This window comes from Salegentibacter maritimus (assembly GCF_016236915.1).
Lineage (GTDB): Bacteria > Bacteroidota > Bacteroidia > Flavobacteriales > Flavobacteriaceae > Salegentibacter > Salegentibacter maritimus.
On record NZ_JAEHOK010000005.1, the window covers coordinates 163766 to 190612 of the forward strand.

General features: G+C 38.1%; 29 protein-coding genes. 18 read left to right on the plus strand and 11 right to left on the minus strand.

Annotation, left to right across the window (positions count from 1 at the left end; translation table 11 throughout):
- Positions 1-4: 4 nt before the first annotated feature.
- From hemE to hemA, 4 genes are read right to left on the minus strand one after another with little or no spacing between them, the layout of a single operon-like run.
- Entirely contained in the window at positions 5-1033 is a 1029-nt protein-coding gene (hemE, locus tag I6U49_RS05635; protein ID WP_198627916.1) for a uroporphyrinogen decarboxylase, read from the minus strand.
- Positions 1030-1677, minus strand: a complete 648-nt coding sequence (locus I6U49_RS05640) for a uroporphyrinogen-III synthase (RefSeq protein WP_198627917.1) — start codon at positions 1675-1677, stop codon at positions 1030-1032. Before I6U49_RS05640 ends, hemE begins: the two co-directional genes overlap by 4 nt.
- Positions 1678-1698: 21 nt before the next feature.
- Positions 1699-2619 (minus strand): hydroxymethylbilane synthase, encoded by a 921-nt coding sequence (gene hemC / locus I6U49_RS05645; RefSeq protein WP_198627918.1) that lies wholly within the window; start codon positions 2617-2619, stop codon positions 1699-1701.
- Positions 2616-3872, minus strand: coding sequence for a glutamyl-tRNA reductase (gene hemA, locus I6U49_RS05650; RefSeq protein ID WP_198627919.1), 1257 nt, complete (start codon positions 3870-3872; stop codon positions 2616-2618). The genes hemC and hemA overlap by 4 nt, the downstream gene beginning before the upstream one ends.
- A gap of 201 nt (positions 3873-4073) precedes the next feature.
- On the opposite strand from hemA, the gene I6U49_RS05655 reads away from it, so the two are divergent.
- The 12 genes from I6U49_RS05655 to I6U49_RS05710 all read left to right on the plus strand — a co-directional run bounded on the left by I6U49_RS05655 (position 4074) and on the right by I6U49_RS05710 (position 15694).
- Positions 4074-4973 carry an AraC family transcriptional regulator gene (locus I6U49_RS05655; RefSeq protein WP_198627920.1) on the plus strand — a complete coding sequence of 300 codons (900 nt, stop codon included), beginning with the start codon at positions 4074-4076 and terminating at the stop codon, positions 4971-4973.
- Positions 4974-4975: 2 nt separating this feature from the next.
- Positions 4976-5734, plus strand: a complete 759-nt coding sequence (locus I6U49_RS05660) for a ThuA domain-containing protein (protein ID WP_198627921.1) — start codon at positions 4976-4978, stop codon at positions 5732-5734.
- An 89-nt stretch (positions 5735-5823) separates the two neighbouring features.
- The gene (gene hemH, locus I6U49_RS05665; protein WP_198627922.1) at positions 5824-6858 is read left to right on the plus strand and encodes a ferrochelatase; all 1035 of its coding nucleotides are present in this window, start codon (positions 5824-5826) and stop codon (positions 6856-6858) included.
- Positions 6858-8213, plus strand: a complete 1356-nt coding sequence (locus I6U49_RS05670) for an MATE family efflux transporter (protein ID WP_198627923.1) — start codon at positions 6858-6860, stop codon at positions 8211-8213. Before hemH ends, I6U49_RS05670 begins: the two co-directional genes overlap by 1 nt.
- A 56-nt stretch (positions 8214-8269) precedes the next feature.
- On the plus strand, positions 8270-8545 hold the full coding sequence (locus tag I6U49_RS05675; protein WP_198627924.1) for a hypothetical protein: 276 nt from the start codon (positions 8270-8272) through the stop codon (positions 8543-8545).
- The gene (locus tag I6U49_RS05680) at positions 8535-8822 is read left to right on the plus strand and encodes a type II toxin-antitoxin system RelE/ParE family toxin (RefSeq protein ID WP_198627925.1); all 288 of its coding nucleotides are present in this window, start codon (positions 8535-8537) and stop codon (positions 8820-8822) included. The genes I6U49_RS05675 and I6U49_RS05680 overlap by 11 nt, the downstream gene beginning before the upstream one ends.
- 6 nt (positions 8823-8828) lie before the next feature.
- Positions 8829-9377, plus strand: a complete 549-nt coding sequence (locus I6U49_RS05685; protein ID WP_198627946.1) for a CopD family protein — start codon at positions 8829-8831, stop codon at positions 9375-9377.
- A gap of 39 nt (positions 9378-9416) precedes the next feature.
- On the plus strand, positions 9417-10871 hold the full coding sequence (locus I6U49_RS05690) for a sensor histidine kinase (protein WP_198627926.1): 1455 nt from the start codon (positions 9417-9419) through the stop codon (positions 10869-10871).
- 26 nt (positions 10872-10897) lie between these two features.
- Positions 10898-11680 carry an enoyl-CoA hydratase/isomerase family protein gene (locus I6U49_RS05695; protein ID WP_198627927.1) on the plus strand — a complete coding sequence of 261 codons (783 nt, stop codon included), beginning with the start codon at positions 10898-10900 and terminating at the stop codon, positions 11678-11680.
- Between the two features lie 37 nt (positions 11681-11717).
- Positions 11718-13532, plus strand: coding sequence for a Xaa-Pro dipeptidyl-peptidase (locus I6U49_RS05700; RefSeq protein WP_198627928.1), 1815 nt, complete (start codon positions 11718-11720; stop codon positions 13530-13532).
- 79 nt (positions 13533-13611) lie between these two features.
- Positions 13612-14688 (plus strand): PA0069 family radical SAM protein, encoded by a 1077-nt coding sequence (locus tag I6U49_RS05705; protein WP_198627929.1) that lies wholly within the window; start codon positions 13612-13614, stop codon positions 14686-14688.
- A gap of 220 nt (positions 14689-14908) precedes the next feature.
- Positions 14909-15694 (plus strand): Fpg/Nei family DNA glycosylase, encoded by a 786-nt coding sequence (locus I6U49_RS05710; protein WP_198627930.1) that lies wholly within the window; start codon positions 14909-14911, stop codon positions 15692-15694.
- A gap of 3 nt (positions 15695-15697) precedes the next feature.
- Here the strand turns inward: I6U49_RS05710 and I6U49_RS05715 are convergent, their stop codons facing one another.
- The 3 genes from I6U49_RS05715 to I6U49_RS05725 form a co-directional block, all read right to left on the minus strand.
- The gene (locus tag I6U49_RS05715) at positions 15698-16351 is read right to left on the minus strand and encodes an HD domain-containing protein (RefSeq protein WP_198627931.1); all 654 of its coding nucleotides are present in this window, start codon (positions 16349-16351) and stop codon (positions 15698-15700) included.
- Between the two features lie 101 nt (positions 16352-16452).
- The gene (locus I6U49_RS05720; RefSeq protein WP_198627932.1) at positions 16453-17184 is read right to left on the minus strand and encodes a lysophospholipid acyltransferase family protein; all 732 of its coding nucleotides are present in this window, start codon (positions 17182-17184) and stop codon (positions 16453-16455) included.
- 224 nt (positions 17185-17408) lie between these two features.
- Positions 17409-17819 carry a BrxA/BrxB family bacilliredoxin gene (locus I6U49_RS05725; protein ID WP_193712067.1) on the minus strand — a complete coding sequence of 137 codons (411 nt, stop codon included), beginning with the start codon at positions 17817-17819 and terminating at the stop codon, positions 17409-17411.
- Between the two features lie 322 nt (positions 17820-18141).
- On the opposite strand from I6U49_RS05725, the gene I6U49_RS05730 reads away from it, so the two are divergent.
- Positions 18142-18876 (plus strand): TerB family tellurite resistance protein, encoded by a 735-nt coding sequence (locus tag I6U49_RS05730; RefSeq protein WP_193712066.1) that lies wholly within the window; start codon positions 18142-18144, stop codon positions 18874-18876.
- 150 nt (positions 18877-19026) lie between these two features.
- Here the strand turns inward: I6U49_RS05730 and I6U49_RS05735 are convergent, their stop codons facing one another.
- Together I6U49_RS05735 and I6U49_RS05740 are read right to left on the minus strand one after the other, a co-directional pair.
- The gene (locus I6U49_RS05735) at positions 19027-19521 is read right to left on the minus strand and encodes a thioredoxin family protein (protein ID WP_232804642.1); all 495 of its coding nucleotides are present in this window, start codon (positions 19519-19521) and stop codon (positions 19027-19029) included.
- Complete coding sequence (locus I6U49_RS05740; protein WP_198627933.1) at positions 19508-21862, minus strand: TonB-dependent receptor; 2355 nt, start codon at positions 21860-21862, stop codon at positions 19508-19510. The genes I6U49_RS05735 and I6U49_RS05740 overlap by 14 nt, the downstream gene beginning before the upstream one ends.
- A 122-nt stretch (positions 21863-21984) precedes the next feature.
- On the opposite strand from I6U49_RS05740, the gene I6U49_RS05745 reads away from it, so the two are divergent.
- The 5 genes from I6U49_RS05745 (at position 21985) to I6U49_RS05765 (ending at position 24574) form a co-directional block, all read left to right on the plus strand.
- Positions 21985-22641, plus strand: a complete 657-nt coding sequence (locus I6U49_RS05745) for a metal-dependent transcriptional regulator (protein ID WP_198627934.1) — start codon at positions 21985-21987, stop codon at positions 22639-22641.
- Positions 22642-23463, plus strand: a complete 822-nt coding sequence (locus I6U49_RS05750; RefSeq protein ID WP_198627935.1) for a ZIP family metal transporter — start codon at positions 22642-22644, stop codon at positions 23461-23463.
- A gap of 123 nt (positions 23464-23586) precedes the next feature.
- The gene (locus I6U49_RS05755; RefSeq protein WP_193712061.1) at positions 23587-23991 is read left to right on the plus strand and encodes a hypothetical protein; all 405 of its coding nucleotides are present in this window, start codon (positions 23587-23589) and stop codon (positions 23989-23991) included.
- A 111-nt stretch (positions 23992-24102) separates the two neighbouring features.
- Positions 24103-24318 (plus strand): hypothetical protein, encoded by a 216-nt coding sequence (locus I6U49_RS05760; RefSeq protein WP_193712060.1) that lies wholly within the window; start codon positions 24103-24105, stop codon positions 24316-24318.
- Positions 24299-24574, plus strand: a complete 276-nt coding sequence (locus tag I6U49_RS05765; RefSeq protein ID WP_193712059.1) for a type II toxin-antitoxin system RelE family toxin — start codon at positions 24299-24301, stop codon at positions 24572-24574. The genes I6U49_RS05760 and I6U49_RS05765 overlap by 20 nt, the downstream gene beginning before the upstream one ends.
- Here I6U49_RS05765 and I6U49_RS05770 read toward each other — a convergent pair.
- Complete coding sequence (locus I6U49_RS05770) at positions 24571-24720, minus strand: hypothetical protein (protein ID WP_193712058.1); 150 nt, start codon at positions 24718-24720, stop codon at positions 24571-24573. The two genes, I6U49_RS05765 and I6U49_RS05770, sit on opposite strands and share 4 nt — an antisense overlap.
- A 23-nt stretch (positions 24721-24743) precedes the next feature.
- The gene (gene feoB, locus I6U49_RS05775; protein WP_193712057.1) at positions 24744-26846 is read right to left on the minus strand and encodes a ferrous iron transport protein B; all 2103 of its coding nucleotides are present in this window, start codon (positions 26844-26846) and stop codon (positions 24744-24746) included.
- Between the last annotated feature and the right edge of the window lies 1 nt (position 26847).

Sequence of the window (26847 nt, forward strand, 5' to 3'; positions counted from 1 at the left end):
GCCACTAACTGGCTTTATATTCTTTTACCGCTTCTACAAAGGCTTTTGCATTCTCTACCGGGATATCGGGCAAAATACCGTGCCCCAGGTTTACGATATACCTGTCTTTTCCAAATTCATTGATCATTTGGGCCACCATTTTTTTGATCTCTGCCGGTGGGGAATACAACCTTGAAGGGTCAAAATTACCCTGTAAGGTGATTTTGCCTCCGCTTAAATACCGGGCATTTCTGGCACTAATCGTCCAGTCTACACCTAAAGCTGAAGCTCCCGAATTTGCCATTTCATTAAGGGCAAACCAGCAGCCTTTTCCAAATGCTATTACCGGAATATCATCTTTTAAAGCATCAATAATCTGCTGGATGTATTTCCAGGAAAATTCCTGGTAATCTACAGGGCTTAACATACCGCCCCAGGAATCAAAAATTTGTACGGCATCTACACCGGCTTCAACCTTGGCTTTGAGGTAAGCGATCGTTGTATCGGTTATTTTTTGTAGCAATTGATGGGCTGCTATTGGGTTGGTAAAACAAAATTTCTTTGCTATATCAAAGTTTTTAGAACCCTGGCCCTGTACAGCATAACATAAAATTGTCCATGGGGAACCTGCAAAACCAATAAGCGGAACTTCATTATTCAGTTCCTGTTTGGTCATTTTAATAGCATCCATCACGTAACCCAAAGTCTCTTCTATATTGGGAACAATCACCTCTTCTACGGCTTTTGTTGTGCGAATAGGATTGGGTAACCATGGGCCAACGCCCGGTTTCATTTCTACCTCTATGTTCATGGCCTGTGGAACCACCAAAATATCGCTAAATAAAATAGCCGCATCGGTGCCTACCTGGTGTATTGGCATAACCGTAATTTCGGTAGCCAATTCTGGAGTCCTGCAACGAGTAAAGAAGTCGTACTTTTCTTTAAGCTTCATAAAATCTGGAAGGTAACGGCCTGCCTGTCGCATCATCCAAACCGGTGGTCGCTCTACTGTTTCACCTTTTAAAGCCTTTAGGAATAGATCGTTTTTTATCATTTTTTAAAATATTTTACTACCTGTACAATCACATTTTCAATGCTTGGTTTGGTAGCAATTATTATGTTGTTTGTATGTTTTTGGGCTTCTAAAGCAGTAGTATTTCCTATACAAAATGCGGTGATGCCTGAAAGTGTATTTTTTTCGGTAAAACTTTGTACGGCACTTGGACTAAAGAATAGAATTCCATCAAAATTTTGGGAAAATGCCTGTAGATTTAGGCTTGTATTATAGACTTGAATTTCCTGAAATTTAATATTTTCTTGTTGTAGCCTTCCGGGGATTTCGTCCATCCTTTTATTGCCGCAAAAAAACGTAAAAGTTTCTGAAGCATATTTTTTGGCAATAATATTGGCTAAATCTTTACCATAATCTGCAACTTCCTGTATGTGAAAACCATTATCGCTTAAAAGTTCGGCGGTTTTTTCCCCAACACAAAAGCAGTTTTTAAACTTTATTTTCCCCAAAACAGCGTTTACCGAGTTTTTACTGGTAAAAATTACGTTTTCAATTTCTTTTGATGGAAGTTGAGCATTGGTAGGACTTATAAAAATCGCATCATATTCTACTAGGCTTAATCCCGAATTTAGAAACAACTGTTTCTGGGAATTACTGAGTTTTTTTGTGGAGAGAATGCTTTTCATTCCAAATTGTTTAAATAAAAATCAGTCCTGACTATTTATTTCGGCTTTTATTTGCTGCATTAGTTTCGAGCCGCCATTATTTAGAACTTCTTCAGCACAACGCTTTCCTAAATTTTTAAATTCGTTTAAAGCAACCGTTTTTTCTATCCCAATTTTTTGTTTTCCGTCCAGACTAAAAAGAGCAGCTTTAAAATAAATCAGGTCTTTTTCAATGGTAGCTAATGCACCTATTGGAGCGGTACAACCGCCTTCGAGAACCTTTAGAAATTCGCGTTCAACATGTACGCATATTTCAGATTTTTTATGGTTTAATAAAGCAAGGGCTTTTCGTGTAAAGTCATCTTGCTCCATGGCAACTACCAGCATGGCACCCTGTGCCGGGGCCGGAATCATCCAATTTAGATCTATAAAGTTTTCTGGTTTTAAAGCGATACGTTCCAGGCCGGCAGCAGCGAAAATTGCCCCATTCCAGGCATTATCCTCTAATTTCTTCATCCTGGTGTTTACATTGCCGCGTAAGTCTACTACCCGATGTGCCGGGTATTTGTTTAACCATTGAGCTTTTCTTCTTAAACTGCCTGTAGCAATAGTTCCTTCTTTTTCAAGGAAATCAAGACCTTTGTGAACAAGAATATCTTTAGTGTTGGCACGTTTTAAGACCGCAGCCTCCACGATTCCTTTTGGAAGTGCTGTGGGCACATCTTTCATAGAGTGCACAGCAATATCAATATCACCTTTTATCATGGCCACATCCAGGGTTTTGGTAAAAATCCCGGTAATGCCCATTTCGTAAAGTGGTTGATTCAAATTAAGATCTCCCGTAGATTTAACGGGCAAAAGTTGAGTTTTGTGGCCTGCTTTTTCTAATGCATTCTGCACAGTCTTTGCCTGCCAGAGAGCGAGTTCGCTATCCCTGGTGCCAATACGAATTACTTTATTCATTGCGCCTGTTCTTCTAGCTGAAATACTTTCTGGATTAATTCCAGGCTTTCGTTGGTAGTTTCCGAATCTTCTTTTAAATGATTGGCAAAATGCTTCATTATTTTTTGAATAATCCTGTCGCTAACTATTTCAGCTTGTTCATCGTTAAAATCTGATATTTTTTTACGCTGAAAATCGAGCTCGGCATCTTTCATACTTCTAAGCTTTTTCTTTAAAGCTTTTATTGTAGGAGCAAATTTTCTTGTTTCAAGCCATTTATTGAAGTCTGTTTCTACTTCTTTGATAATAACTTCGGCTTCGGGAATAAAACGCTTTCTACGCTCTAAATTTTCATCTGTAATTTTTGAAAGTTCATCCAGGTGCACCAGTTTTACGTTAAGCAAATGTGCTACATCTTCTGAAACGTTCTTTGGAATAGAAAGGTCTAAAACCAATAAATCTTTATTAGAATAGATTAGTTCTTTAGAGATAGTAGGGTTTTGCGCCCCGGTGGCAACAATAAGAATATCTGTATTTCTTATTTCTGCCTGTAAATCGGCATAATCTTTAACGATAAGATTAAATTTCCCGGCAATTTTTTCCGCTTTATCCTTGGTGCGGTTAATTAAGGTTATATGTTCGTTATGGGTATGTTTAATTAGATTTTCGCAGGTGTTTCGTCCTATTTTTCCGGTGCCGAAAAGCAAGATGTTTTTGTCGGTTACATTAGGTACATTTTTCAAAATGTATTGTACCGAGGCAAAAGATACTGAGGTAGCCCCCGTTGAAATTTGAGTTTCGTTTTTAATACGCTTGCTCGCCTGTATTACGGCATTAACCAGTCTTTCTAAAAAGGCATTCACCAAACCAAGTTTTTTGGAACGGGTAAAGGCCAGTTTTAACTGACTAATAATTTCAAAATCCCCCAGGATTTGACTATCCAAACCGGTTCCCACCCTAAACATATGGGAAATGGCCTGTTTGTTTTTATGAACATATGCTACTTTTTCAAACTCTTCTACCGTGCCATGAGTGTGCTCACAGAGTAGCTTTATAAGTTGAAAAGGATGTTCGGCAAATCCATAGATTTCAGTTCGGTTGCAGGTAGAAGTTACCAGAATGGCCTCAATACCTTCAGCATTAGCCTGAAGTAACAAACGTTTTTTTGCTTCTTCATCTAAACTAAAATGTCCTCTTATTTCTGCATCGGCCTTTTTGTAACTAAGACCAATTGTATAAAAATGTTTTCCGCTTGCTATATGATAATCTTTCATGTACCTGTATGGGGTATTCGGTTGCAAAATTAAGCTAATGATAAATCAAAAAGTAACGCTCAAAGTACTTTTTGTATCGCTTTCAGTTATTTTAGTTTTTTTAACTCCTTAAAATATGGTATTTGCTTACATTTGTAGCAATAATAGTCCATTTGGATAGTGCAGTTTAGAACTGTTCTAAATAGTATTAAAATTCAAAATATGGTTTTAGAAGATAAAAATAACGCTGAAAGATTTACAGAGGGTTTGAAGATTGAAGAGGGTTTTTATCTTTTAAAGTTTCAAAATGATACTTCTGATAGCCAAAAAATCATAAGGAATATTGATAGTAGTTTTATTCAGTTCCATTTTAATTTGAAAGGTAATTGTAAGTTTCAGTTTAATAAGGGCAATTACGAGCTCCCGCTTAACGAAGAAAGTTCATTGTTGTTATATAATCCGCAGCAGGATCTTCCGCTTAACCTGGTTTTAGAGCCAAATTCCTGGTTAATTTCGCTAGTGATTTCTATTAAAAAATTTCATTCACTTTTTTCTCAGGAAGCGGGCTATATTACTTTTTTAAGTGCAGAAAATAAAGATAAAAAGTATTATAAAGACGCTCCTATTTCGCCCTCTATGGCCATAGTGCTTAACCAGGTGATGAATTTCAATCTTACCCGCAGTATAAAAAACCTTTACTTTAAGGCTAAGGCTTATGAATTGTTGAGTTTATACTTTAATCGAACAGAAGATCCCGATGTAGAGCAATGCCCTTTTTTAATTGACGAAGAGAATATTATAAAAATAAGAAAAGCCAAAGATATTGTGATTTCCCGAATGGCCGAACCGCCTTCGTTACAGGAATTATCTGATGAAATTGGATTAAGCCTTAAAAAATTAAAAGAAGGTTTCAAGCAAATTTACGGTGATTCTGTTTACAGTTTTCTATTTGATTATAAAATGGAATTTGCAAGAAAGCTTTTGGATAGTGGCGATTATAATGTAAACGAAGTGGGATTAAAGGTGGGCTATAGTACTTCCAGTCATTTTATTGCCGCGTTTAAAAAGAAATTCGGCACAACACCAAAAAAATATATCATGTCACTAACCCCAAACCTGTAAATATGTATAGATTAGGAGTGCTTGTTTTTTTAGGGCTTTTTCTTTTTAATCAACATAACTGTTTTGCACAAGATGCCGGGAATAAAGACAGTAAGGTGCAAAAGCAGGTAATGGTTTTCTATAAAACCGAAGGTTTTTGGCACAAATCTATTCCTGCGGGTTTAGAATTAATTAAGCAGCTCGCATCAGATCACAGTTTTAAAGTAACGACCACTAAAGATGGGAGTGATTTTAATGGGAAAAATTTGGCTGAATTTAATCTTGTGATTTTTCTTAATACCACAGGAAATGTTTTAAATGAAACTGAGCAGGATGCTTTTGAAAAATATATAAAGAAAGGGGGTAATTTCTTCGGAATTCACGCCGCGGCAGATACCGAGTTTGAATGGCCCTGGTTTGGTAATTTAGTAGGTGGATATTTTGCCGGGCACCCTAAGGTACAGGAAGCAGATATTCATGTAAATATGCCCAAGCACCCAACGGTTTCGCATCTGCCAAAGATTTGGACCAGAACAGATGAATGGTATAATTATAAAAATTTAAACCCCGAAATGCAGGTTTTGCTCTATCTTGATGAGAATTCGTATGAAGGTGGTACTAACGGTGATGAACATCCCATTGCCTGGATGAGAAAAACCGGCTACGGTGGAATTTCAATTTATACAGGTTTGGGGCATACTATTCAATCTTATAGCGAACCAGACTTTAAGGAGCATATTTTACAAAGTATTTTGTACATATTAAACGAAGTAAAAAAATAAAATCTCTATAAAGTCATAAGAAAGTGTAATACAATAAAGTTTTATTGCATTTTTAATAAGCTTATTTTTGAGGTTGAAAAAGAAAAATTATGAGTAAAGGCGTATTATTGGTTAACCTGGGGTCTCCAAAAAGCACCGACCCTAAAGACGTAAAAGAATACCTGGACGAATTTTTAATGGATGAGCGGGTTATAGATGTGCCATATTGGGCTCGTACCCTTCTGGTAAGGGGTATTGTGTTAAATACAAGACCTAAAAAATCGGCTGCGGCCTATCAAAAAATATGGTGGGAAGAAGGTTCTCCACTCATTGTATTGTCTGAACGGCTTCAGGAGAAGATAGATAAAAACACCTCGGTGCCAATTGCTTTAGCCATGCGTTATGGAGAACCAAGTATAAAATCCGGGCTTCAGGAATTGCACGATAAAGGGGTAGATGAGGTGTTGCTATTTCCATTATATCCGCAATTTGCAATGGCTACTACAGAAACTATTCTTGTTTTGGCCGAAGAGCTTAGAAAAGAACATTTCCCGGAAATGCAATTTACCACCATGCCACCATTTTATAATCACTCCGATTATATTAGGGTGTTGGCCGAAAGTATTGCCGAAAATCTTAAAGGAAAAGATTTTCAGCATTTATTGTTTTCTTATCACGGGGTGCCAGAGCGGCATATTAGAAAAAGTGACGTTACCAAATCGCATTGTAAGATTGATGGCAGTTGTTGCCAAACGGCTTCGGCAGCGCATCAATTTTGTTATCGCCACCAGTGTTTTGAAACCACCAGGCTGGTTGCCGAATATTTAGAATTAAAAGAAAACTCTTATAGCGTTTCTTTTCAATCCCGTTTAGGTTTCGATCCATGGTTACAGCCTTATACCGATAGAACCATAGAGCGTTTTGGAAAACAGGGAATGAAAAAACTGGCTATTGTTACTCCGGCTTTCGTTTCAGATTGTTTAGAAACCCTGGAAGAAATAGCCATGGAAGGCGAGGAGATATTTCACGAAGTTGGCGGTGAAGAATTTACTGTGGTTCCCTGCTTAAACGATAGAGACGATTGGGTTAAGGTGCTTTCCCGTTGGGTAGATGAATGGGCGCATCAAAAGCCGGTTAACGTATAATGGCTTCGGCAAATTCCACAAATCTTGGAGAGAAACCAATAGCTAAATTACTCGTGCAACAAGCGGCACCGGCTTCTATAGGAATTCTGGTGATGTCGCTAAATATTTTAATCGATACCATATTTGTAGGAAACTGGATTGGTTCTACGGCTATTGCAGCAATAAACGTAGTACTTCCGGTTTCTTTTTTTATTGCCGCCCTGGGTATGGCCATTGGTATTGGGGGATCATCCATAATTAGTCGGGCCCTTGGTGCTAATAATCAAAAAAAGGCCGTAAAAACTTTTGGGAATCAAATTAGCCTTACCTTACTTCTTACCATTAGCCTTGTAATTATAGGGCTTGTTTTTGTAGATTCCCTTATTCCGGTTTTCGGGGGAAAAGGTGATATTTTTGAGCCGGCAAAAATTTATTATACTATCGTGCTTTACGGCGTACCGTTTTTAGCACTTTGCATGATGGGAAATACCGTAATTAGGGCAGAAGGTAAGCCTAAATTTGCGATGATTGCCATGATTATTCCCTCTGTAGGGAATTTGCTCTTAGATTATATCCTTATCAATCAAATGGGGCTTGGAATGTGGGGAGCAGCCTGGGCTTCTACCGCTTCTTACTTTTTTTGCTTTGCCTATGTCTTCTGGTTTTTTATTTCTAAAAATTCGGAGCTTAAAATTAGATTGCCAGATTTTCAACTTCATAAAACTATAATTTCTGAAATAGGCTCGCTGGGATTTGTCACCTTAGCACGGCAGGCTGTAGTTAGTATTATTTATTTACTGATGAATAATATTTTGTTTGATCTTGGTGGGGAAGATTCAGTAGCGATTTATGCTATTATTGGAAGAATGCTCATGTTTGCCCTTTTTCCCGTTTTGGGGGTTACACAGGGTTTTTTGCCCATTGCCGGTTTTAATTATGGCGCTCAAAAATACCACCGGGTAAAGAAAAGTATTAATACTGCAATTTTATATGCCTGTGGCCTGGGATTGTTGGTCTTTGGCGGTATTATGTTATTTGCTGAAGAAATTGTTGGAATCTTTACTCAAAACCCAACGATTATTGCTGCAACCCCAAATGCCATGCGCTGGGTTTTTGCTGCAACACCTATTGTAGCTATTCAATTAATTGGGGCTGCATATTACCAGGCGGTTGGAAAGGCCATTCCTGCTTTATTGCTTACCCTTTCGCGTCAGGGTTTCTTTTTTATCCCGTTAATACTTATTTTACCTGAATATTTCGGTGAAATTGGAGTTTGGATCTCTTTTCCTATTGCCGATTTACTTTCAACGCTACTCACAGCTTATTTCTTAAATAGGGAAATAAGGCTAAAACTAAGGCCCACAACCTCCCAATAATTTTTTCATAGAAAAATTCATAAATCCCTATCTTTGTTGGAAAGGTCTAAAAAACCATGGATAAGAATGCTTTGAAAATAGAACTGATTCAAAAAATCATTGCTTGTGATGATGAAGATTTGCTTTTGAAGATGGTAGCTTTGTTGAAAAATGTAAAACCCGGGGCCAGTGAACCAGGAGAAAACTATGAAGTAGAAAGCCGAAGTAGCCAACTTTCAAAGGAACAATTGAAGGAAATAGATGAGCGGAACAAGGCTTATTTGGAAGGGAACTTGGAAACCGAATCACTGGAAACCTTCAATAAAAAAATTTTTGAAAAATATGGGGTTTAAGCTTAAAATAAGCGTAAAGGCCCGTTTGGATGTTCAGGAAGCTATAGATTGGTATAACAACCAATTATCTGAATTAGGAATAAGATTTCTAAATGATTTTCGAAGTACTATAGTGTATATCACTGAAAACCCATATTCATTCAGAAAATTTGATGGTAATAACAGGGAAGCAAGACTAACAATCTTTCCTTATTTAATTATCTATAAGGTTGAAGATCTTAAAATTACAGTTCTTGGTGTTTTCAACACTCATCAAAACCCAACCAAAAAACCATAATTAGTGATAGAATATTACCAATACATAAAAGCTTTACATCTTATCTTTGTGATCACCTGGTTCGCCGGGCTTTTTTATATTCCACGCTTGTTTATTTATCATATTGAAGCAACCCAAAAACCGGAACCGGAAAAAAGTATTTTGGCTTCCCAGCTAAAGTTAATGACAAAAAGACTCTGGTTTATTATCACCTGGCCTTCGGCTATTTTAGCCAGTTTGTTCGCTTTTTTACTCCTTCACCTTTCTCCGGGATGGCTTTCACAAGATTGGATGTTGGTAAAATTAGGTTTTGTAGTCTTGTTGTATGCCTATCATTTTAAAACACATCTTATTTTTAAAGAACTCCAAAACGATGTAGTAAAATGGAGCTCAAACCAAATGCGGCTTTGGAACGAAGTATCTACCTTAATCCTCTTTTCGGTTATATTTTTAGTGATTGTAAGAGATGCTTTAAACTGGATTTATGGAGTTTTGGGTATTTTCCTGTTGGCCGCAATGTTAATGTTGGGTGTTAAAATTTATAAGCGCATTAGAGCTAAAAATCCTGATGCTTAATTGGTGCGATAATTGCTTACATTGAGCTAATTATTAATTATGAAGCTTTCAAAACTTTCTTTAAGTACCCGCATTTTTATCTCCATGATCCTATTGGTGTTGGGAGCTTCTATTCTAATTGTGGGTATTACGGTATATCAATATAAGCACGAAGCCGAGAATTATCACCGTGAGCGCCTGGAAAGAAAAGAACAGGCTATTAAGGAAAATATTAAATTTATCCTGGCCAGTACTACTTTTCTGGTAAATACCGAGAATATAGACATCATTTTTAGGGAGCGCAATAAGATTCATGAAATGGCCCAGGTTCATGAAATGCAAATCAACATTTATGATCTTCAGGGGGAACTCTTAATAAAATCTGATCAATCCTTTTTCAGAGATACTACCGATAATCAGCTAGATGCGCATATTTTACGAAAATTAGAACTATCGGAAAGCAAAAGGTATATTGAAAAAAATGAAATTAACGATCAAAAATTTCAGTCTTCTTATTCTTATATTTTAGATGGAAAGTTTAAACCCCTGGCTATCTTGTACCTTCCCTATGTGCAGGATGATACGGTTTTAAACCGCGATTTAAATAATTTCCTTCTACGAATGGGAGAAGTGTATTTATTTATGTTGGTGCTGGCAATTATTTTGTCTTATTTCCTTTCAAAATATATCACTAAATCCCTAAAAATTATTTCAGATAAAATTACAGAAACCAGGCTGGATAAACGCAACCAGAAAATAGATATTAACAATGCTTCCGAAGAGATATATACCCTTGTGGCGGCTTATAATAGTATGATAGACGAGTTGGAGGAAAGTGCTGTAAAACTGGCTGCCAGTGAACGGGAGCAGGCCTGGCGCGAAATGGCCAAACAGGTAGCTCACGAAATTAAAAATCCGTTAACCCCAATGCGTTTAAGCGTTCAAAGTTTTGAGCGTAATTTTAATAAACATGACCCTGAAATAGAAGCAAAAGTAGCCGAATATTCTACCACGCTCATCAACCAGATAGATACAATGAGCTCTATTGCAGGGGCTTTTTCAAATTTTGCCAAGATGCCTGCGCAGCAAAATGAGATGTTAAACGTGCCAAAAATAGTAAAGCTCGCACTGGATATTTTCAATGAAAATTATATTCAATTTACCAGTGAAAAAGAAGAAATCCTTGCCAAATTTGACCGAACGCAACTTATTAGGGTTATAACCAACTTGGTGAAAAATGCCATACAGGCTATGCAGGGCCAAAAAAATCCTCGAATTATGGTGAGCATTCATGAAGAAGAGGAAAATGTTTGTGTGATTATTTCAGATAATGGTGCAGGAATTTCCGAAGAAAATATAGAAAAGGTATTTGAACCTAAATTTACAACCAAAAATAGCGGAATGGGACTTGGGTTAGCTATGGTAAAGAATATTGTGGAAACCTATAACGGAAGTATTACCTTTACTTCTAAACAGGGAAAAGGCACCACCTTTAGGGTACGTTTTCCAAAATAAATAAAAACCGAATAAAAATCTTAGATATGGAATTCGAAAATATTGTAACCGAAAATAATGAGGGAATCTTACACATCATTATTAATCGTCCAAAAAAATTAAACGCATTAAATAAAGATACTATTCAGGAACTTCATGAGGCTTTTACTGATGCAAGGGAAGATGAAGAAGTAAAAGTGGTTATTTTAACCGGAAGCGGAGAAAAGGCCTTTGTAGCGGGTGCCGATATTAGTGAATTTGCCGATTTTTCTGCAGAAGAAGGTCGGGAGCTTGCCGCTAAAGGACAAGCCAATTTATTCGACTTTGTGGCAAATTTCGCGAAACCGGTGATTGCAGCGGTAAATGGTTTTGCCCTTGGCGGCGGACTCGAATTGGCTATGGCAGCACATTTTAGAGTTGCCAGCGATAACGCAAAAATGGGCTTACCCGAAACTTCCCTGGGTTTAATTCCCGGCTATGGTGGTACGCAACGACTTCCGCAACTTGTGGGCAAAGGTCGCGCTATGGAAATGATTATGACTGCCGGAATGATAGATGCTAAACAGGCGCTTCAATACAATCTTGTGAATCACGTTTGTGAGCCGGAAGAGCTTATAGGGTTTACAGAAAAAATTGCTCAAAAGATTATGAGGAATTCCCTGGTAGCCATGAGTGCGGCTATTAGAGCGGTTAATGCAAACTACGAAGATGGTATAAACGGTTTTGAAGTTGAAATTAGCGAATTTGGAAGTGCTTTCGCAACCGAAGATTTTAAAGAAGGGACTTCAGCCTTTTTAAATAAACGTAAAGCCGATTTTCCGGGGAAATAAATAACATAGATTAAAATTTGCTTCTAAAAATTCTTATATGAAAAAACTCTTATTAATACTATCCCTTGGTACTCTTAGCTTAGGTGCCCAGGAACAAGCGAAACCTTTTTTTGAAAATGGGGAAGCACAAATTGTTCCTGAATTTAATATCCCCGAAGATTGGATTCGCGAAGATCTATGGGTAGAAACCAATTTTGATACTGATGGTGATGAATTGCCAGACAGGATGCATGTGGCGGTAACCAGGCCAAAACAAACCGAGACCGAAGGTTTAAAGCTTCCTGTAGTTTATGAGTCCAGTCCCTATTTTGCAGGCGTGGCGCCTGATGTGGAAGGTGCTTTTTATGATGTTTATCACGAGCTTGGGGAAAAAGGAAAAGAAATTGTTCATCCATCTGTAACCAGAACTGGGGAACGCCCAATCATTTCCAATTCGCAAATAAACACCTGGGTACCGCGTGGATACATCGTTGTACATTCTTCATCTCCGGGAACAGGACTTTCGCAAGGCTCGCCAACCGTAGGGGGAGATAACGAATCTCTCGCGCCAAAAGCGGTAATAGATTGGCTTAACGGGCGGGCGAAAGGATATAAAACCCCTTATGGAGACGAAGAAGTTGAAGCTTACTGGACCACCGGAAAGGTAGGGATGACAGGGACTTCCTATAACGGAACAATTCCTCTGGCAGCAGCTACAACAGGGGTAGAAGGTTTGGAAGCTATTATTCCCATCGCACCAAATACTTCTTATTACCATTATTATCGTTCCAATGGGTTGGTGCGTTCGCCGGGTGGTTATCTAGGCGAAGATGTAGATGTGCTGTATAATTTTATTCATAGTGGCGATGAATCAAAACGCGCTTATGCCGATTCTGTTTATCGCGATACCGAAATTAAAAATGGGATAGACCGTATAACCGGAGACTATAACGAGTTTTGGGCGGGTCGTGATTATTTAAATGAAATGGAACCTATGAAGGCCGCATTATTTATGGCACACGGTTTTAACGATTGGAATGTAATGCCAGAACATAGTTACCGTATTTATAAAGCTGCGGAAGAAAAAGGCCTGCCGGTTAAAATCTATTACCATCAATATGGGCACGGTGGCCCACCACCAATTTCCATGATGAATAAGTGGTTTACCAAATACCTGTTTGGAGTAGATAATGATATAGAAAAAGGTCCTAAAGCTTATATTGTTCGGGAAGATGACCATCCCAAAAAACCAACGGCTTATGCAAATTATCCAAATCCGGATGCTGAAAAAGTTAGATTGTATTTACAGAACAACGGATTAAAAAAGGGAGCGCTTAGCGCTAAAAAAATAAAAAATCAGGGAAAACAAACCTTAATTGATAATCATAATTTCTCTGCAGATTCTTTGGCGAAACTTGAAAACTCTAAACATCGTTTATTATTTACCACACCTATTTTAAATGAAGATGTGCATCTTTCGGGCTTGTCTACTATAAAGATTAAGTTGGCCAGTAGTAAGCCGGCAGCAAATCTTTCGGTATGGATGGTTTCGCTGCCCTGGAATTCAGGTGAAAATACCAAAATAACCGATAATATTATCACCAGGGGTTGGGCAGATCCGCAAAATTATAAATCGCTAACCGAAAGTGAAGCTTTAGAACCGGGTAGGTTTTATGAATTGTCCTTCGACCTTAATCCCGATGATCAGGTAATTCCTGCCGGGCAACAAATAGGATTGATGATTTTTTCCAGCGACAATAAATTTACGTTGTTACCAGAACCAGGCACCCAACTTACTGTAGATCTCGATGAAACCCATATAGAGATTCCTGTGGTGGGTGGAATGCCTGCCCTACAAAAAGCAATGAAATAATAGGATGAAGTCCTAAAAAAAGGAATTATTCCAATATTTAAATTAACTTTGAGGTGTATTGCTACCTCAAAGTTTTTTTATGTCCAAAATTGAAAACTATATAAAAGGGCGGGGTGCCCAAAAAAATGTGCACAATCGTTTTAATGCTCTTGAACACGAGTTTAGAGATGATTTTTTAAATTACTGTGCAGTTGAAGGCGATGAAGTTCAGAATTCTAAAACGCTTTTAATAGATACTTTTCCTAAAAGCATTGTAAATAAAGTGACCAGCCCCGATGTTGGTATGGGCTTCTCCTTAAACCCTTATCAGGGTTGCGAACATGGATGTATTTATTGCTATGCCAGGAACTCCCATGAGTATTGGGGCTATGGCGCCGGACTTGATTTTGAGCAAAAGATCCTGGTAAAAAGAAATGCGGTAACACTGCTGGAGAAAAAGCTTAGTAGTAAAAAATGGAAAGCCAAACCTATTGTACTTTCAGGAAATACCGATTGTTACCAGCCTACAGAGAAGAAACTGAAAATTACCAGGCAACTATTGGAAACCTTTCTAAAATACAAACATCCGGTGGGCATTATCACCAAAAATACCCTGGTGCAAAGGGATATGGATATTCTTAGAGAACTGGCGGCAGATAATTTAGTACATGTAAACCTTTCGGTTACTTCGCTGGATGAAAAGACCCGTAGTATTTTGGAGCCCCGAACGGCCAGTATCAAGAAACGCCTGGAAACCATAGAAAGACTTTCTACGGCTAATATTCCGGTAAGTGTTATGATGGCACCCATAATACCTTCTATTAATTCTCACGAAATTATGCCCCTGGTTAAAGAGGTTTCGGAAAGGGGCGCATTGGGAGTAGGCTACACTATTGTGCGTTTAAACGGTTCAATTGGAGCAATTTTTACTGACTGGATTAAGAAAACAATGCCCGATAGGGCCAGTAAAGTATTGCACCAAATTGAAAGTGTGCACGGCGGAAGCTTAAATGATAGCAGGTTTGGTACAAGAATGAAGGGGGAAGGCGAGTTCGCCGATCAGGTAAAGCAGCACTTTAAAATAGCAAGGGCTAGATATTTAAAAGGAAAAGCGAGACCGCAGCTAAACTGTCATTTACATGAACAATTTAAAGATGGTCAAATGAAACTTTTTTAAAAGAGTATCCTGTTGCTGAACTCGCTTATAAATTTATTGGCACCGCCAAAGGCTGTAATGCCCCGAGGTAGTTTACTTTCAATTTTTTTCAAAGATTACATTTGCATTAAATTTAGTCTCATTTTTTTAAGTTTATGACGAATTTATAAGCTTTATGCTGAAATCATTAATATTTTAGAGAACAGAGAACAGAGAACAGAGAACAGAGAACAGAGAAAATATGCCGGAACTACCTGAAGTTGCCTATCAAAAAAAATATGCCGATGCTACTATTTTGCATAAAAAGATTGTAAAAGTAGAAACCGGGGATAAAAAAATTTACCAGTCAGATAAAAGTGAATTTGAAAAAGTGCTTCAAAACAATCAATTTACCAGTAGCGAGCGTTTGGGAAAATATTTGTTCCTCAATTTAGAAAAGCAGGGATGTTTGGTGGTACATTTTGGGATGACCGGTAAGCTAGAATACTACCAGCACAACGAGGTTCCAAAATATGCGCAACTTACGCTAACTTTTCAGGATCATTCCAGGCTTTCCTTTACCTGCCCCCGGAAGTTCGGAAAACTCTATTTAGCTGAAAGCTTAGCCCAATTTCAAAAAGAGAATAATTTAGGAATTGATGCTTTGGCGCTTAAAAAAGAGGTGTTTTTAGAGATTTTAAAGGCTAAAACCGGAAGTATAAAAGGATTGCTAATGAATCAAAAACTCATTGCCGGAATTGGAAATTTATATGCCGATGAGGTGCTGTTTCAGTCTAAGGTTCACCCGGCCACCAGAGTGAATAAACTTTCAACAAAAGAGAAAACCGAAATCTTTAAAAATATTGCTGAGGTTTTAGAAGTAGTAAAAAAGGCCAGAATAGAAGGAAAAAAACTTCCTGAAAGTTACCTGACTTCGGTGCGAAAAAAAGCTGCAGCCTGTCCGCGGAACAACGGTAAAATAGAGCAAATTAAAATTTCCGGGCGAACCACCTATTTTTGCCCTGCCTGTCAAAAAGAAAAAGCCTAATTTTTAAAGCTCTCCATTCCATTCGGCATAAAACTGTTCAAGGTACATTTCCATAAACTCGTGACGTTTTTGGGCAATTTCCTTTCCGGTTTTAGTGTTCATTCGGTCCTTTAATAATAGCAACTTTTCGTAAAAATGATTAATAGTTGGGGCGCTAGAAGTTTTATATTCTTCCTTGCTCATATTGAGTTTAGGTTTGATTTCGGGGTCATAAAGCGCACGTTCCTTAAACCCTCCGTAATTAAAAGTCCTGGCAATACCAATAGCTCCCAAAGCGTCCAGCCGGTCGGCGTCCTGTACGATCTTTAATTCAATTGAGTTAAAATCCTGCTGAACATTTCCTCCTTTAAAAGATACGTTTTCGATAATTTTTACCACCTGTGTTATAATTTCAGCAGAAACCTGTTGTTTTTTAAGGAATTCTGAAGCCACTTTAGGCCCTATGGTTTCGTCGCCATTATGGAATTTAGAATCGGCAATATCGTGGAGAAGCGCACCCAATTCTACGATAAAAAGATCGGCAGTTTCAGTTTTCGCAATTAATTTCGCATTTCTCCAAACCCGTTGAATGTGAAACCAATCGTGACCACCTTCCGCATTTTTAAGGCTTTCTTTTACGAAGTCTTCGGTATTTTTTAAAACCTGAGATTTATTCATATTCAAATCAAAGAATAGTTTTGGAAGTATCGTTTCGTCAAGCTGAACCTGCTCGGCTTTACAGGATGACGTTTTAATATACCCACAGACGGTTTTTAAATTTATTTAATATCGGCAATAATGGTTCTTTCTACTTTAGCAACCAGGCTTTCCGGATCGTCTGAAGCTACGGGAATAGGTTCGTGAACCTTTAATTTTATATGAACTCCCGGCTCCATTGGGAAATTGCCGTGTTTAAAGAGTTCCCAGGAATTATTGATGGTTATGGGAACAATAAGTGCTTCAGGCATTTGTTTAAAAAGCATTTGCATACCACTTACCGCAAACTTTTTAGGGGCTCCTGTTCTACTTCGTGTGCCTTCGGGAAAGATAACTGCAGAACGGTTGGTTTTAGTAAGATATTTAGCAAATTTACTCATTTTAATAAGCGACTCCCGTTTGTTTTTTCTGTCAATTAATACAGAACCTCCGTGGCGTAAATTAAAAGAAATACTGGGGATGCCTTTTCCCAGTTCTTTTTTACTTACAAATTTTGGATGGTGTTTTCTTAAATACCAAATTATGGGTGGAATATCGTACATTCCCTGGTGGTTTGAGATAAAGATACAGGGTTTTTCTATCGGGATATCGTAGGGATTATCAAAGCTAAACCGCGTACCTAATACATTTAGGCAACGCATTAAAAAGAAATTAAAGATATCTACACTTTTCTTATGTGCCTGGTAGCCACCTAGCTTTAGACAAAGCCATTGAATTGGATGAAAAACCAGTAGATTGATAAAAAAGAAAAGATAATAGAGGGCCGTTAGCGGATATGAAAGTAGTTTTTTCATCACATAAATTATGCGGCTAAATTAAGTATTTAAGCCTTAAACCTGCAAGTACAAATGTGGGAAAGGGAAATAAAAAATGACTGGTTGAAAAATTGATTTTGTTCGTCATCCTGAACTTGTTTCAGGATCTAGTTTCAAATTAACCTAGAAGCTGAAACAAGTTTAGCTTGACGCAATAAGACTTTTCAACCAGTCATTTAATAGTTTATACTAGATATAGCTGCTTAGCAAAACTCGTTGTAAGCACCAACTAGGTTTTCGGCAATCATTTCTGCCGGACGGCCTTCAATATGGTGACGCTCTAGCATATGTACTAATTCACCGTCTTTAAAAAGTGCCATGGAAGGCGAAGATGGAGGGAAAGGTACCATTAAGCTACGCGCTTTTTCGGTAGCTTCTTTGTCTACCCCTGCGAAAACAGTTACTAAATTATCTGGTTTTTTTGCATTTTGTAAAGAGATTCTTGCGCCCGGTCTTGCATTGGCGGCAGCACATCCACAAACCGAATTTACAACTACCAGGGTAGTTCCTTCTTTTTTCATGGCGTTTTCTACATCTTCTACGCTGTGTAATTCTTCAAAACCAATGCTGGTAAGGTCTTCTCGCATAGGTTTTACTAAATCTGCTGGATACATATAGTTGTTTTTTTGTATTAAACTTTTGTAAGTTACAAAGATACCAAATTAACTTCAGGTGTCCATATTCCAATTAATTATGTGGAGATAGGATAAATTGATGAAGGCTTTTATTTTATGTTGGGTATCACAAGGCTCTACCTTTAAAAATTGCTACAAGGCTTTTGGCTTTTAAATCTCATTTCATGAGTAAATTAACTGGTAGCAAGCTCACGAGCTATTCTTTAAGAACCATTGAATAATTTCGAGCTAAGCCTTAGAGCATTTAAACCTTCATTGTCTACTAAAATAGTATCTTTGCCGCTTATTAAAAATTTTCTTCATGTTTAAGTGGATTGCCGCCGTAATTGGCTATATGTATTTCCGGTTTCCGGGAGCCATTTTAGGATTTATTGTAGGAACCCTTATAGATAACTGGAGCCGCGGTAGTGGTGGAGCATTTAAACAAATGTTTGGAGAGCAGGATCAAAAAGTTTCTCCCGGCGATTTCGAGCTTAATTTATTGTCTTTATGTTCCCTGGTGATTAAGGCCGATGGGCAGGTTTCGCAATCTGAAATGGATTATGTGCGCTCTTATTTTGTGCAGGCTTATGGCAAGGAACGCGCCAACGCAACCTTTAGAACCTTTAATGAGCTGGTTAAGAATCGTGAAATTTCGGCATTAAGGATTTCACAGTATTTGGCCGCCAGGACCAAATACCCGGCACGTTTACAAATTATCCACTTTTTATTCGGAATTGCCCAGGCCGATGGAAAAGTAAGCGATGCTGAAGCACGGGTAATCCAGGAAATTGCCGGTTACCTTAGAATTGGCAGAATGGATTTTGAGAGCTTAAAAGCCATGTTCTTTAAATCGGCCGATAATGCTTATAAAATTTTGGAGATCGAAAAATCAGCCAGCGATGCCGAAGTTAAAAAAGCCTACCGCACGATGGTGAAAAAATACCATCCCGATAAATTAGGACATATGGATGAAGCCTACAGAAAAGGGGCGCAGGAAAAATTCAATAAAGTCCAGGAAGCTTACGAACAAATTCAAAAGGAACGCGGATTGTAAGTTTTTTTGAAGAATAATAGTTAGCCTGTAATTTAAGGATCCACGTTTTATATTAGTTCTTAGGCACTTGGAAAACTGAAAAATCATAGAGCGATTTCTGTTATTTTTTAGAATAACTGAAACCGCCCTAATCCAATCACTAAAAAATTCTTAAAGGATATTTAAAAGATTTTTCGATGTATAATACTCAAAAATCCGTTTTTTTATGGCAAAATCACTGTTTAAAATAATAGTGGTCGGTAGCGAAAATGGTACTCCTTTACGATTGGCCAGCAAAAGCGGAAGTTGGTGAACCCCATTTCTTTGGGTAAGGGCTTGTTTGTTCACCAATTTTATATTGTCGAAATAGATGGTATCGGTAGTTTCAACATCCATTTCTACCGCGTAATAATCTGAATTTAATTTGTTTATTACTTTTTGGTTTGTAAATATTTCCCGCTCAATTTTTTTGCAATAGGCACACCATTCGGCGTGAAAAAAGACAAATACCGGCTTTGGTGCTTTTTTTAGTGCCTGTTCAAGTTCTGCCCAGCTTTTCCAGTTTATTTCAGCTTTTTTCTGAGCATTTACGCTAGGAAATACCAGTAGTAAAATGAATAAAAAGTAGCCATGCATTCGCATAATTCTTGTTTTAAAAATCGCCAAATTTTAATCCTATAAATACGGTTCTTGGCCGGTTTGGGCCATAGATATAATCGGAGTCCCTAAGTGGGCCCCGGTCAAAATCATTTTGGTAACTGTCAAATAGGTTTTGTACACCACCGCTTAGTTCTACGTGAAAATTTTCTATAGGATCAAAGTGATAGGTGAATTTTGCTGTCATATTCAGAAAATCTTCTGTGTCTATCAATTTTATAAAACCGGTTTCGCTAACAACCCGTGGTGCGATCATAGAGCCGGTATAGCTTCCGGTTAGGTCTAAATTAAAGTTGTCGTTTATGCTCCAGTTAGAATTTAAAAAGCCATAAACATTGGGCGAGCGAATAAATTCGTCTAAAATTACATCTTCTTCCCCGGCAGAATTTCCATCGGCCTCATAAAGAACCTGGTTTTCTTTAAAGATAGAACGTTGTATGGTGGCCCCGGCCTGGAAAAATAAAGATTCGTTTGGGGAAATTGTAAATTCCATATTAGTTCCCGCCACATAAGCTCCAGAGCCATTTCGAGACTCCTCTAAAATAGAGCCATTGGGTAGCGAGGTTCCGGTACTAACAATGGTAAACGGATTTTTAAGACTTGTATAGAATCCTTCTATTAAAAAATTGGTCTGTACTTTATTGTAATTTTTAGTGAAATCAAAAGACGCCGTATAGGCATTGGAGAATTCACTTTCTAAATTTTCTGAAAGAATAACAAATCGCTGTTCCCCGCCAACCGAAGAGATATGCAGGTCTTCGTTAAAAGCCTGGGGCGCCCTAAATCCACGAGCATAACCTCCTCTAAATTGTAAATTTTCCGAGAGATTGTACAAAATAGTTAAACGCGGGCTTAATACTGTTTCACTAATTTCTGTAGAACGTTGTATGTTTTGAATGCCATACAAACCATCTACGCTTACGTGATCTAAACGAGCCCCAATTAATGCGGTAAAATCTTCAATTGGTTTCCATTCGTACTGGCCATAAAGCCCAATGCTATTCACCTTCTGATCAACGATGCGGTTATAACCGGTAATCTCATCTTCTGTCTCATTTAGTTGATATTCCAGGCCGGTGGTAAGAACATCTTTATTAGAGAAGCTATGGCTATATTTTGCTCCTGAAACCACCGCAAGATCTGTGGTTTTTCCAAAAGCATTATTGGCCGCGATAGAATCGGCTTTGCTGCGGCCACCACCTAAACCTCCGTAGTAACTGTCTCTATTGGTATGCTGCACAGAAATATAGGCTGAGGCATTATTTTTACGTTCGTCGTCCCATAATTCGTAGTCAAGGCCTGTAAAAATAGTGTTATGGTCCAGTTCTTCGGTAATATCGGTAAACTGAGGTGCCAGGTCAATACGATCTCCGCCACGTCTATACTCTCTAATTCCGGTAAAATCCAGGCCAATTCTACTGTTATCATTGGGTCTTAAAAATGCTTTGGCACCCAGGGAATTATTGGTAAGTTTTGTGATTTCACTAAACCCATCTTTATTGGCATCATAGGCATCACGATCGCGAAATATCCCATATACCGTAACTCCACTGCTTAAGTCTTCACTAACTACTGAAGCATTCAGGTTTACATTTCTATCGGCTGTTTCTCCATCTATAAGCGCAAGGTTTGAGCTAACTTCCCAGCTATCGTTTATGGGTTCTTTGGTAATTACATTTACGGTTCCTGCAATGGCATTAGAGCCAAATAACGCCGAGCCACCACTGCGTACCACTTCAACCCGTTCAATAGTGCTAATAGGTATTTGCTCTAAACCATAAACCCCGTTTAAAGCACTAAAAACGGGCCGGCTGTTTACCAATACCTGGGTATATTCACCTCCCAGGCCATTAAGGCGAACCTGCGTAAAGCCGCAGTTTTGGCAATTTGTTTCCACACGCACCCCCGACTGGTAATTAAGACCGTCTGCCAGGGAGATAGACTGGGTGGCTTCAAATAATTTGGGACTAAGCACATTTACAATTACCGGCGCTTCTTTTTTACTAATCCTGTTACGGGTAGCGCTTACCACCACTTGCTCTAAACCCAGGGCATCTTCAATGAGGGAAAAATTTATAGTTTGTTTTTTGTTATCTGTAACTTCTATCTCTTTACTTTGAGACCGATATCCCTGAGATCTTGCTATAATAGTAGCAGGACCTGTAGGTACATTTAATTCATACTTTCCGTTCACATCGGCATGGGTACCTATTGGCTTATCTTTTATATACACACTTGCAAAAGGTACTACTTCTCCGTTTGAGGTGATGGTACCCGAAATATTGGTTTCAGAGTTTTGGGCTACGGCTAGTGAAGTGCTCAGTATTAATAAGGTAATTAGCTTTTTCATGCTTCGGAAATAAAATTTCAACTTTATATTTTTTTCAAATGTATAAAATAAATTTAGACAAGACTAAAAATATTGTTTTTTAAAATTAAATATGTACTTTTGGCTAGCAAAAAAAGCTGAGTATGTTTAGTTTTTCGGAAGAAAATTATTTGAAAGCAATTTTTCATTTAGAAAAAAAATACCAGGCAGGTGTGAGTACCAATGCCCTGGCGGAAGAAATGGAGACCAAGGCTTCTTCGGTTACCGATATGATAAAGAAGTTATCGGAAAAGGAGCTGGTGGTTTACAAGAAATACCAGGGGGTGAAACTAAGTGAATTGGGGAAGAAGACAGCCATTCAGGTGGTTAGGAAACACCGTTTATGGGAATATTTTCTTGTAGAAAAATTGGACTTTAATTGGGACGAGGTACACGATATCGCCGAACAATTGGAGCATATTAAATCTGAAAAACTTACCCGGGAATTGGATAAATTTCTGGGATTCCCTAAGCGTGATCCTCATGGCGATCCCATTCCCGATGCCGAAGGGAACTTTAGCGTAGCAAATAAAATGTTGCTTGCTGAGCTTGATAAAGATGAAAAAGGGATTTGCGTTGGGGTAAAGGATTCTTCATCTGAATTTTTAAGATTTTTAGATAAGAATAATATCTCACTGGGAAAAGAAATTAAAGTATTGGAAAAGGAAGCCTTTGATGGCTCTATGCTAATTGTTATAGAAGAAAGAGAATTAAGAATATCTCAATTAATATCTAACAACCTATATATAAAAACACAATAAATGGAAGATGTAATCGCTTATTTTGAGCAATTAGACCCGGTTTTAGCTGCATTGTTGGCTACAATTTTCACCTGGTTACTTACGGCTGCAGGTGCCTCCCTGGTTTTTCTATTTAAAAATATGAATAGAAAATTATTTGACGGTATGCTTGGGTTTACCGGTGGGGTTATGGTGGCTGCCAGTTTTTGGAGTTTATTGGCACCCGGAATAGAAATGAGTCCCGGCGAAGGTTTTGAAAAAACAGTACCGCCACTTATTGGATTTGGGCTAGGTGCAATCTTTCTTTTTGGACTTGATAAAATACTTCCCCATTTGCACGTAAACTTTAAAATGAGCGAAAAAGAAGGGATTAAAACCCCCTGGCATAAATCTGTTCTGCTTACCCTGGCCATTACCTTACACAATATTCCTGAAGGCCTGGCCGTGGGTGTACTTTTTGGAGCTGCCGGTGCAGGGCTGGAAGGAGCCAGTATAGGTGGTGCCGTGGCTTTGGCGCTAGGAATAGGTTTGCAAAACTTCCCGGAAGGTTTTGCTGTTGCCATGCCACTACGCGGACAGGGAATGAGCCGGTGGAAAAGTTTTAATTTCGGTCAACTCTCGGCTATTGTAGAGCCCTTTGCCGCAGTGCTTGGCGCCTGGGCGGTAATGACTTTTGAACCTATTTTACCTTATGCGCTTTCATTCGCTGCCGGGGCTATGATCTTTGTGGTAGTGGAAGAAGTAGTGCCAGAATCCCAGAGAGGTAATTATACCGATATCGCCACTATGGGCTTTATAGTTGGATTTATGGTGATGATGACCCTGGATGTTGGTTTAGGTTAAACCTTTTGCAACATTGGTTTAGTGTTTTAGTCTTTAATAATAAATGCTATGCACATATTGATACCGAATCCAGGCTTAAGGCGATTTAATACGGTTTTTCTTTTCTTAAAACCGATTTCACTAATGCTTATTTTCTGTTTTTTCAGTTTTGTTGCAGGAGCACAGGAGGTGGAAATTACAGATTATTCTGCTACAACTTATTTGGGGGAATCTTTCAATTTTAAAGACAAAAAAATTGTATTTAAAGAGGTATTGGAAGATTCAAGATGCCCAGATGATGTGACTTGTATTTGGGCCGGCGAAGCAAAAATACTGGTAGAAATAGTTGAAGGCAATAAATCTTTAGGAACAAAGATTATTAGTTTGCGTAGCAATGCAGTTACTAATGCGCCCGGCCTGGCCAGTTTTTTTAATGAGGATGTTAAGATAAAATTCCTGTCGCTTAGCCCGTATCCCAAAACTTCCCGAAAGATAAAGGCTTCAGATTACCAACTTAAGTTGAAGATAACTGAAAACTTAGAAAATTAATCACAACCACAACCTAAAACTCCGCAGGCTTAGCCCTTAAAATGAATTTTATCATTTAAGAGACTTAGTACAAATGAGAAATAACCCTTATCTTGTAATTAAAAATTTATTATGGAATCAGTAATTTTAAAAGGAGAATCAAAAGAAGATTTAAAGTTGCTTATAAAACTTGCCAATAAACTTGGCATTGAAGCTCAATTTTTAAAGTCTAACGAATTAGAGGAATATGCGTTTGGATTAGCAATTGAGGAAGGAGTAAATGAAGAAGAAATGAGCCTGGAAGATTTTAAACAATCACTTTTAAAAGATGAAGGTAAGAATCAGTAAAAGCCTGGCAAAAGACACTGCAAAAATCACTGATAAAAAAGTTAAAGAAAAGCTTTTTAAAAAAATTGAACAGCTTCAAAATGCCGAAAATTTAAGTCAACAACCGATTAAAAAGCTTAAAGGATTTAAAGATTTTTATAGAATTCGAATAGGTGATTATAGATTGGGGATTAAAAAGTTGACTGAACAAGAAATTCTGCTTGTTCGTTTTTTGCAACGAAAGGAGATTTACAGATATTTTCCAAAAAGAGATTAATCACAACCACAACCTGAAACTCCGCAGGCTTTTGCTTTTTCAGACTTCTTTTTTAAAAAAGCGGGTTTCCAAATGAATTTTGTAAACATATATCCCAGGGCGATCGCGAAGGTGATAAAAACGAGTATTTCTTGTATTAGTGCCATAATTATGAATCTTTGATTTACATTTATTTTAATAATTGAAAAGCAGCCAGCGCTACAAAATAGGCGAATAAGGTCATAACCACCAATTGTAATACGGGCCATTTCCAAGAATTAGTCTCTTTTTTAACAATAGCCAGGGTGCTCATACATTGCATGGCAAAAGCATAGAATAACAATAAGCTTATTCCACTGGCAAAAGTAAATAGGGGGCCTCCCAAAATTGGGTTTATCTCTGCAGCCATGCGGTTCTTAATGGTTTCCTCTTCATCGCTGCCTACACTATAGATTGTAGCTAGGGTTCCTACAAAAACTTCACGAGCGGCAAAAGAGCTTATAATGGCAATGCCAATTTTCCAATCGTATCCCAGGGGAGCTACCACTGGTTCAATACCCCTTCCCATAATCCCGATATAAGAATTTTTTAATCTAAAAGAGGCGATTTCCTCTTCAAGTTGTTCTTCGGTTACATTACTTTGGTTATCGTATTGTTCGCTCACTATTTGTTGGGCATTATTGAATTTATCTCCCGGCCCATAACTGGCCAAAACCCATAATATAATAGATATGGCCAGGATTATTTTTCCGGCACCAAAAACAAAAGCTTTTGTTTTTTCTACCACGTTAATCGCAATGTTTTTGCCCATGGGCATTTTGTAATTGGGCATTTCAATAACAAATTGACTTCGGGTTTTAATATTCAGAATTAAATTTAAGACCCATGCAGACCCAATAGCTACACCAAAACCAAGCAGGTAAAGCAGCATTAAAGTTAAGCCCTGCAGGTTAAAGCCCCAAACGCTTTCGTCTGGAATTACCAGGGCAATAATAATTAAGTAAACCGGTAAACGTGCCGAGCAGGTGGTGAATGGTACCACCAAAATGGTGATTAATCGTTCTTTCCAACTTTCAATATTTCGGGTGGCCATCACCGCTGGAATGGCACAGGCAGTCCCCGAAACCAGGGGTACCACGCTCTTTCCGCTAAGTCCGAATTTTCGCATAATGCGATCCATTAAAAAAACCACCCGACTCATATAGCCGGTTTCTTCTAAAATGGAGATGAATAAAAACAAAAAGGCTATTTGAGGAATGAAAATAACAATGCCCCCAAGCCCGGGGATAATACCCTCGGCAATAAGATTTGTAAAGGATCCTGCCGGGAAATTTATTTTGGTCCATTCACTTAAAAAGGCAAAGGTTTCATCAATAAGGTCCATAGGATAGCTAGACCAGCTATAAATTGCCTGAAATATGAGCAAAAGGATAGCGAAAAATATCGCGTAGCCCCAAACTTTATGAGTAAGGATACGGTCTAAACGAGAACGAAGGTCTTTTGCTGAACTGGAATCGACCGTTAAAGTTTCTTTTAAAACACCATTGATAAACTGGTACCTAAGTATGGTTTCTTTATGCTGTAGTTTTTTTAATTCGGTATGGGATTTAGTTTCAAAATATGCCGAATTGGTAATCTCTTTTCTATTGATATTCCCAAAGTTAACATCCTGGGTAATTACCAACCAAAGTTTATATATAGATTGGTTGGGAAAAGCCTTTTTTAACCTTTCAAAATATTCGGGGGCTATTACAGAGGCATTCACACAGGGTTCATCTGGGATATGCCTGTAATTAATTATGGCTTCTTTGAGTTCATTAATCCCTGTGTTTTTACGGGCACTTACCAGGCAAACTTTTGTTTTTAAGCGTTCTTCCAGTAGGTCTACATCCAGGGAGATACCTTTTCGCTCCATCCTATCGGCCATATTAATTACCAGGATACTTGGAATTCCAAGGTCTTTAATTTGGGTAAAGAGCAGTAGATTTCGTTTAAGGTTCTCTACATCGCTTACCACTACGGCAACATCGGGGTAATCTTTATCGCTTTTGTTCAGCAATAATTCTATAACCACATTTTCGTCTAAAGAAGAAGCATTTAGACTATAGGTGCCCGGAAGATCTAAAATATGAGCTTTGAGTCCGCGAGGGAGTTTGCAAATACCTTCTTTTTTTTCAACAGTTATTCCGGGATAATTCCCCACTTTTTGGTTTAATCCGGTGAGCTGATTAAAAACCGAGGTCTTGCCGGTATTGGGGTTACCTATTAATGCAACATTTATTTGTTTGGCCATC